This is a genomic window from Gemmatimonas sp. (genome assembly GCF_046594945.1).
Classification (GTDB): Bacteria; Gemmatimonadota; Gemmatimonadetes; order Gemmatimonadales; family Gemmatimonadaceae; genus Gemmatimonas.
In genome coordinates this window covers 1-6,673 of sequence record NZ_JBKJRB010000022.1, presented here as the reverse complement: position 1 = coordinate 6,673, position 6,673 = coordinate 1, and the positions used below count along the sequence as shown (strand labels likewise).

10 protein-coding genes are annotated in these 6,673 nt (G+C 61.6%); 2 read left to right on the top strand and 8 right to left on the bottom strand.

Going from position 1 to position 6,673, the window contains the following annotated elements; all coding sequences use genetic code 11:
- Both ACLL97_RS02975 and ACLL97_RS02970 read left to right on the top strand, forming a co-directional pair.
- Positions 1-751: transposase (locus tag ACLL97_RS02975; protein WP_411278990.1), on the top strand; the 751-nt coding region annotated here is incomplete at its 5' end.
- Positions 721-933, top strand: a complete 213-nt coding sequence (locus tag ACLL97_RS02970) for a transposase (RefSeq protein WP_411278989.1) — start codon at positions 721-723, stop codon at positions 931-933. The genes ACLL97_RS02975 and ACLL97_RS02970, both read left to right, overlap by 31 nt.
- A gap of 258 nt (positions 934-1,191) precedes the next feature.
- Here ACLL97_RS02970 and ACLL97_RS02965 read toward each other — a convergent pair whose 3' ends face one another.
- The 8 genes from ACLL97_RS02965 to ACLL97_RS02930 all read right to left on the bottom strand — a co-directional run bounded on the left by ACLL97_RS02965 (position 1,192) and on the right by ACLL97_RS02930 (position 6,500).
- Positions 1,192-1,485 carry a BrnA antitoxin family protein gene (locus ACLL97_RS02965; RefSeq protein WP_411278988.1) on the bottom strand — a complete coding sequence of 98 codons (294 nt, stop codon included), beginning with the start codon at positions 1,483-1,485 and terminating at the stop codon, positions 1,192-1,194.
- On the bottom strand, positions 1,457-1,777 hold the full coding sequence (locus ACLL97_RS02960) for a BrnT family toxin (protein ID WP_411278987.1): 321 nt from the start codon (positions 1,775-1,777) through the stop codon (positions 1,457-1,459). Before ACLL97_RS02960 ends, ACLL97_RS02965 begins: the two co-directional genes overlap by 29 nt.
- Before the next feature lie 285 nt (positions 1,778-2,062).
- Entirely contained in the window at positions 2,063-3,052 is a 990-nt protein-coding gene (locus ACLL97_RS02955) for a tetratricopeptide repeat protein (RefSeq protein ID WP_411278986.1), read from the bottom strand.
- A gap of 613 nt (positions 3,053-3,665) precedes the next feature.
- A complete protein-coding gene (locus ACLL97_RS02950; protein ID WP_411278985.1) occupies positions 3,666-5,096 on the bottom strand; it encodes a carboxypeptidase regulatory-like domain-containing protein in 1,431 nt (476 codons plus the stop codon).
- Positions 5,097-5,294: 198 nt separating this feature from the next.
- Entirely contained in the window at positions 5,295-5,636 is a 342-nt protein-coding gene (locus tag ACLL97_RS02945; RefSeq protein WP_411278984.1) for a type II toxin-antitoxin system PemK/MazF family toxin, read from the bottom strand.
- Positions 5,624-5,863 (bottom strand): AbrB/MazE/SpoVT family DNA-binding domain-containing protein, encoded by a 240-nt coding sequence (locus tag ACLL97_RS02940; protein WP_411278983.1) that lies wholly within the window; start codon positions 5,861-5,863, stop codon positions 5,624-5,626. The genes ACLL97_RS02945 and ACLL97_RS02940 overlap by 13 nt, the downstream gene beginning before the upstream one ends.
- 181 nt (positions 5,864-6,044) lie before the next feature.
- The gene (locus ACLL97_RS02935; protein ID WP_411278982.1) at positions 6,045-6,257 is read right to left on the bottom strand and encodes a type II toxin-antitoxin system HicA family toxin; all 213 of its coding nucleotides are present in this window, start codon (positions 6,255-6,257) and stop codon (positions 6,045-6,047) included.
- A gap of 18 nt (positions 6,258-6,275) precedes the next feature.
- Positions 6,276-6,500 (bottom strand): type II toxin-antitoxin system HicB family antitoxin, encoded by a 225-nt coding sequence (locus ACLL97_RS02930; protein WP_411278991.1) that lies wholly within the window; start codon positions 6,498-6,500, stop codon positions 6,276-6,278.
- Positions 6,501-6,673: the final 173 nt, after the last annotated feature.

Below are 6,673 nucleotides of genomic sequence, written 5' to 3'. Positions count from 1 at the left end.
CGCGGCCAAGACCACCGAGCGGATCGCGCGACTCACGCGGGATGCCGAGCAGCTGCGGGCGTGGTTGGCCACGCATCCCACGGATCGGCATGGGCCGACGGGCGGACGGCGCAAGAGCAATCGTACCGACAATGAGCGCGCGAAGATGGCGACCGACAAGGGTGTGGTGCAGGGCTATACGGGGGTGGCGGCCGTCGATGCGAAACATCAGATCATCGTGAATGCCCAAGCGCATAGCACGGGCTCTGAGCAAGAGCTCTTGCTGCCGGTGGGTGACGCGCTGGAGTCGCGGCGGACGAGCGACACCGTGCTCACGGCGGACGCGGGGTACCACAGCGAAGCCAATCTCGCCGCGTTGGCCGCGCGACACGTGACGGCCCTCATTGCTGACCCGGACATGCGGAAACGCGACGAACGATTTGCGGATCGCGCGCATCATACGAGCGCCCCGAATCCCTTGCATGACAAGTCGGGCACGGCGAAGCAGGCGTTGGCGCTCTTCACGCCAGATGATTTCACGTCCGACGCCGAGGCGCGCACGTGTGTCTGTCCGGCGGGGACGTCGCTCTATCGGAAGGGCGCACGCAATGTGACGAAGGGCTATGGGGGCGAACACTTTCGCGGCGCGAAACGCGACTGCGCACACCGGACACCACGGTGGTGCGGAACGTCGCCTTCTTTCGTGGGCGCGAAAACGCCGCCGAGACCGAGACGCACACGATGCGGATGCAGCAACGCCTCGATACGCTAGCGGGGCGCGAGCAGTACGGCCAACGCTTCGGCACGGTGGAGCCCGTGTTTGGCAACTTGCGCTACAACAAGCGGCGCGATCGCTTCACGCTGCGCGACCGGACGAAAGTCAACGGCCAGTGGCTGCTCTTTTGCCTCGTGCACCACATCGAAAAGCTGGCGAACACCGGGTATGCGGCATGAGCCCACACGCAGTGATGGCACGTCCTGCCCCAATACGACCGGATTTCTGCATCTGAAGGCACCAATGCGCTGTTGAAAATGCCGCGCGCGATTGTTCGCATCACCGCGCACGCCGACGCGGTGCGAAATTAGGGTTTTTCTACAGCCTCAACGCTGCGCTCTGCTGCGGCGACTATCAACAAATAGCCGTGAACGGAGGCGCGCCAGCGCCGCAGTTACACGGCGTACCCCACCGTCGCTGTCAGCAGCAGCGAAACGTTATGCGCTCGCGCGCCGTTCGGCGGCAATACGCTCCGCCAGGTACACCTTGAGGAGCGACTGATACGGAACATCGCGCTGATTCGCCAAGACCTTGAGCTCGTCGAGGAGCCCTTGCGGGAGGCGCAGCGAGATCGTCGCGGTGGACGGTTTCAGATTCGGAAATGCCACGCGGGTCGCCTGCGGATACTCGAAATACTCGGACGTATCCGCCGTCGCCCAGAACGCCCGCTCCTCGTCTTCGGAGCGGAACGTCGGGATGGGCTTACGGGGCTTCGTGCGGGGTTTTGGCATACAGGGTTCGCTCCTTTCGACTCATCGGCCGGGCTGAAATCACACGGACCAGATCGCGACACACGGTGAAGATCACCGCGAGTCGCCGATCCGCCGCCGTACGGCCCAGCACGAGGTAGCGCGGCTCTCGGGTGGAGTGCTTGACATCCTCGGCCAGCAGCACCGGCTCATGAAAAAAGACTTCCTCGGCTTCGTTCCGCGAGACCGCATGCCGAGCCCAGTTCTTCTCCGCATTCCCGCGATCCCAGTCAAAGCCGGCCAGTCGGGCCGCGAAAGCGGAAAAGTCAGTCACCCTGAAAGTATATGCTGATCATATACAACACGCCAGTGGTCTCGCCGCGCGCGTCCATTCGTGCCTCGATGCGTGTAACAACGCGGGCTTCTGCAGCGGGCGATCAAATCAAATGCGCGCGTGGCGCGCTACCGAATTGCGCCTGTCTGCAGCAAGCATCGTTCGGCTCGCGAGTCGGCGAACACTCGCATCAGGAGACGACCGGCGCGCGCCGCATGATCGAACTCTCGTGTGAACACTTGCAGACACTGATCGCGCGCCGCGCATGCGTTCACGGACGCCCGACTACCATCCGGCACGCCTTTGGATGTCGTTCCACCGGCGATCCTTCCTCAGCTCTTTCCAGACGGGGTCAGAGTTTAGCCAAAGCAGCCATGAACCGAGGCCGTCGGAATCGTCGATCTCCTTCGCCAACCAACGAAACGCCTCGTCCCGTTCGCTTAGGACCGCGTACACGGCGGCGATACGGTATTCGACGACATGCTCGCCTCGCGCATCGCGCTCCAGCAACTCGCGCAAGAGTGAACGGGCCGCCTCGATCTGACCAGCGCTGGCGTACGCCAATGCGACCATGCCGACACCGCCCGCATCGCGGGCAGGATCTCCAGACAGATACGTCTTGGCCTCTTGGAGTGCCTCGTCAAACTTCCCCAAGCCGCCATAAGCTAGACTCCGATAGAAATGCGCGAGTGGTGCATTCCGCTCCGATGCCATGTATTGGGTAAGAACCCAATCGAACTGGCCGGCCATGTAGCGCGGCCGCCCGAGATTTCGCAACACAAACGCGCGAGTGTCGGCGTCTGCGTACGCGATCGCCGTATCCGCGTGCTGAAAGGCGAGATCGAACTGGCCCATACCGCTCAACAGCTGGGAGTAGTAGTGATGCGTACGCGCATCTTTGTGATCGAGCGACAATGCCGCCTCGAGAATCCGCTTTGCGCAGACGTAGTCATGCGTGTTGGCTAGGACTACATCCGCCAACAGGTGCAAGCCGTCAATGCTTGCGGGATGCAGTAGTCGGCCCTTGTCGAGGCTCGCGCGTGCACGCGCTTGGACGTCCCTCTTCGGCACACTCAGATAGCGCTGCGACTGCATATGGGCACGGGCGAGTGCGAAATGGGCCGAGGCGTTCGTTGAATCCATGCGAACCGCCTCCTCGAAGGCGGCGATTGCTTTCGCCACCGTCTCCCCCGTGAGGGTGCGGATCGTCGCTCGTCCTTTCACGACCAGCCGGTCAGACGCAATCCTTGCGACCGTTTCCGTCGCGGATTGCATCGCGGTCGATCGCCCTACCGAGCCGTCCGGGCAGCTCGGCAGCGGTGGACGTGCCTGGGCGGACGCGGACCTGACAACGAATGCCAAAGTTATCGCCGCGACTCCGCTGGGGAACATCTTCATGGGCGTGTCCAGTGGTGAATGAAACTCGAACGTGCCTTGAGTCAGCCGCTGTCGTCTCGGCGGTCTTGCGGGTTAGTCGGAGAAATGTGGTCTGGCTCCGCTCGTATTCGCCTGCATAACGAAGCTGTAGGATAAGTCCGAACACCATCGTCGAAGCTGATTTCCCGCATACAAGAACCATTGACGCGAAGGCGATCGTCGATCCTGAGGCGAATGTGGCGGTGAAGTTCTCCACAATAAGCGGGGCGACGGCGACGACAGGCTAATCCTACAGCCTCAACGCTGGCTTCTGCAGCGGGCGATCAAATCAAATGCGAGCGCAGCGAGCTACCGAATCGCCCGACTGCAGCAAGCATCGTTAGGCCGGCAGGCGCGTGGCGTTTACAGCGAGCATGCTCACGAGCATCACAGGTTTCAAGCACTCACCTCATGCGCAGTTATCACGTTTCCTGTGGAGGAATGGCGGATGCCATGGCCGCCTCTGCGTCGATCACCACCTCGATGCGCGCGTCCAGACCATCAGCATCCCACAGCGCGGTGGTGGACCCGATGCAAATTGTGCCGGTGCCTCACCGGCCGAGGGGTAGTATTCGATACCGAGGATATCGCGCGGGGAGAGCGAAGCAAGGAGCAGATTCGGCGTCGGGGCTGCGCCGGCATCGGCATCGGCAATCGGAATGGTGGACGCTCGCCCCCACACTGCACTCGGGATGCCATCGACAACGATCTCGGGTGAGCCGCATCCATATCCGCGAGTGCTCCGAAGTCTGAGCCCGGCCATGCCGTCGCTGACCTGGAGTCCTGGGAGCCGTCTGAGCACGGCGGCGAGATCAGGTCGAATCGCGATGTCCTTGCCTGCGGCAAAGTATCCGAAGCCGCGTCGACGGCGCGCCAGAAATCCCGCTTGATCACGATCAGGTATTTCGACGCCGCGCACATTCATGGTGGCGAGTACGGTGACGTCAGGCATCACAAAGTTCTCGTCTGGCATCGCTTCTGCCAGCACATCGATCGTGCGAACCAGTGCGCCGCTTCCGAGCTGTCGTACGCTGAGTTCCTGCGTCCCGAGCGGGACATTTCGTAGAGTCCACCGACCGAGAGAGTCCGTTCGCGTGGACTGCCCATAGCCGCCGAGCAGAATCAGCGCGCCCACCATCGCCTGCCCACGTTCGTTCACAACCACACCACGCAATGCGCCGCTGCCGCGCTGCAGTCCTGTACTGTCACGCAGCATCTCGTCGCTCACATAGAAGTCGCGGCGCAGAATGCGGGCGCGGCCAATCGTCAGACTCGTTGTGCCACTGGAGAGCCCACCTGTCGAGACGGCGGTGGTGAGCGTCAGGTCGGCGGGAAGTCCGCACATGCCATAGTTGCCATCTTCACCACTTCGGGCGTCACGGGCCAGCTCGGTCAGGCGCGTTCCGCCCACCGTATCGACGGCGAACCAGCGCAGGCCCACCGTCGCGTTGCCAACGCGGCCCTGTGTCCTGGCGTCGTAGACTGTACCGAAGACAATGGCGCTATCGACCGTGACCGTGCTGGACGGTGCGCACAGTCGGGCATGGAAGGTCGCAAAGGACGGCGTGGCGAGCGCTATTGGCGGCTGGTTGGCCCTCGCGTCGATCTCCGAGGCGAATCCGAAGAGCCCAAGGGAATCAAGAGTCGGCGCGGAAAAGATGAGGCGCTGAGGGCCTATCGGTACGCTGTCGATACGAAAAGCGCCTCGAGCGTCGGTGATGGCGCTCTGCCCGGAACTCCCTACTTCAACGCGCGCACGCTGCAGCGGCCGCATGGTCAGACTGTCCATCGCCATACCGCGAATGGTTGTGACGGTTGGCGACGTAATTTGCGCGCGAAGAGGTGCGGAGGCTACCGCCAACGTTGCACTCACCGAGCAGAGCAGGCCACGAAGTTGGGACATTGTGCACGGGGCTGAATGCGGATGTTGAGCAGAACGGACAGCTGACATCACCGCCTATCAGGATGGTTCCTTCCGATGGTCGCGATGCCCGCCGGGGTCGCCGAACGCTTTGCGTCCTGTTGCAGCGCATCCATATAGATTGCGCGCGCAGCGCGCATTCCAAAACGCGCTGACAATAGCAACGCGTTGTTGGCATGGCTACGCCGCGAACATCGCCTGTAGCGTGCCGAGAATCTTCGACTGCGTGGTTGGGGTCAACGTACCGAGATGTTTGACCAGCCGTTCGTGATCAACGGTACGCAACTGATCCAGAATGACATGCCCGTTCTTGCCAGCAAATCGACAACCAACCCGGAACGGGTACGGATGACTGCCGGTCGTTAGCGGCGCTACGATGTACGTGCCGATGGACGCATTCAGTTCATCTGGCGACACAATCACGCATGGGCGGGTCTTCCGGATTTCGCGGCCCCGCGTGGGGCTCAAAGAAATGAGGTAGACCTCACCGCGTTGCACTTCACCGGCGGTTACCACGCCCATTCCTCATCATCAAATGCGGTGGAGGTCGGTTCGTCCAGTAGCTCGGTCGGCCCGTATTTCTCGATGGCGCCTGCCCACCCTGCCCGCGGGGAATCGGCGGACGTAATGATCAGCGCCCCGCCTTGCACGCGGATCTCAACCTCATCTGTAAGTCCCGCTTCTTCAAGTAGTGGTTTCGCGAGGCGGACCGCGCGCGAGTTTCCGATACGCACCAACCGCGCTTTCATACATCCTCCTTTATGTAATTACAATGTAATCTCTCATGGCCGCCAAGATCAAGCCGGTTAAGCTCATGCTAACGCTCAAGTTCAGTTGCAGCGCTCAACTGAAATGGCGCGCGCAGCGCGCATTCCACAAAGCGCTGTCAACTGCAACTGATTGGTATACCGTGGTGCGCGGAAGAGGCGGCTACAGATCTTCGGGACGAAGCCCGGTGTGCTTAGCAATGCGGGCGAGCATACGTGGTCCAATTTCTTCGCCATCATGAAAGGCGAACACCGTATCCGTCCATCCTTCCCGCGCAAGAACCTTATGCGAGCTTGCCTGTCGTTTGACCACCCAACCAATACGAATCAACGCGGCCAATACTCGGCGCGCTTTCATTGACGGCCATTCGCTCATGAACGGCGCCGAGCGCGCTTAGGCCGCACGAAAATCGAGCGGCAGCAAACTCGGGGCCGGCTCACCATTCTCCAGTCGATCGGCAAGTGATCTCAGCGCCAGCGCCTGAACGCGCGCAATGGCCTCCTGCTCGGTTGCGCCATACGCCAGCACGCCCGGCAGATCAGTCACTTCGGCGAGAAAACGGCCATCCGCTTCGCGCTCAACTTCCATAGTCAGATACACGGGGCTCTCCTCGGGCACGGGGTTCAAACCCTAAACATACCACAATCCTCGGCAACGGCATAACGAGGTTGTAGGATAAGTCCCGAACGCTGCTCATGTGGAAACGGAACTCGATGCACGATGACGGGTGTTGGATGCAGAGAATGTGTCGCCGTTTTGACTCGCTGTCGAGCACCCGCCATGGCCCGCTA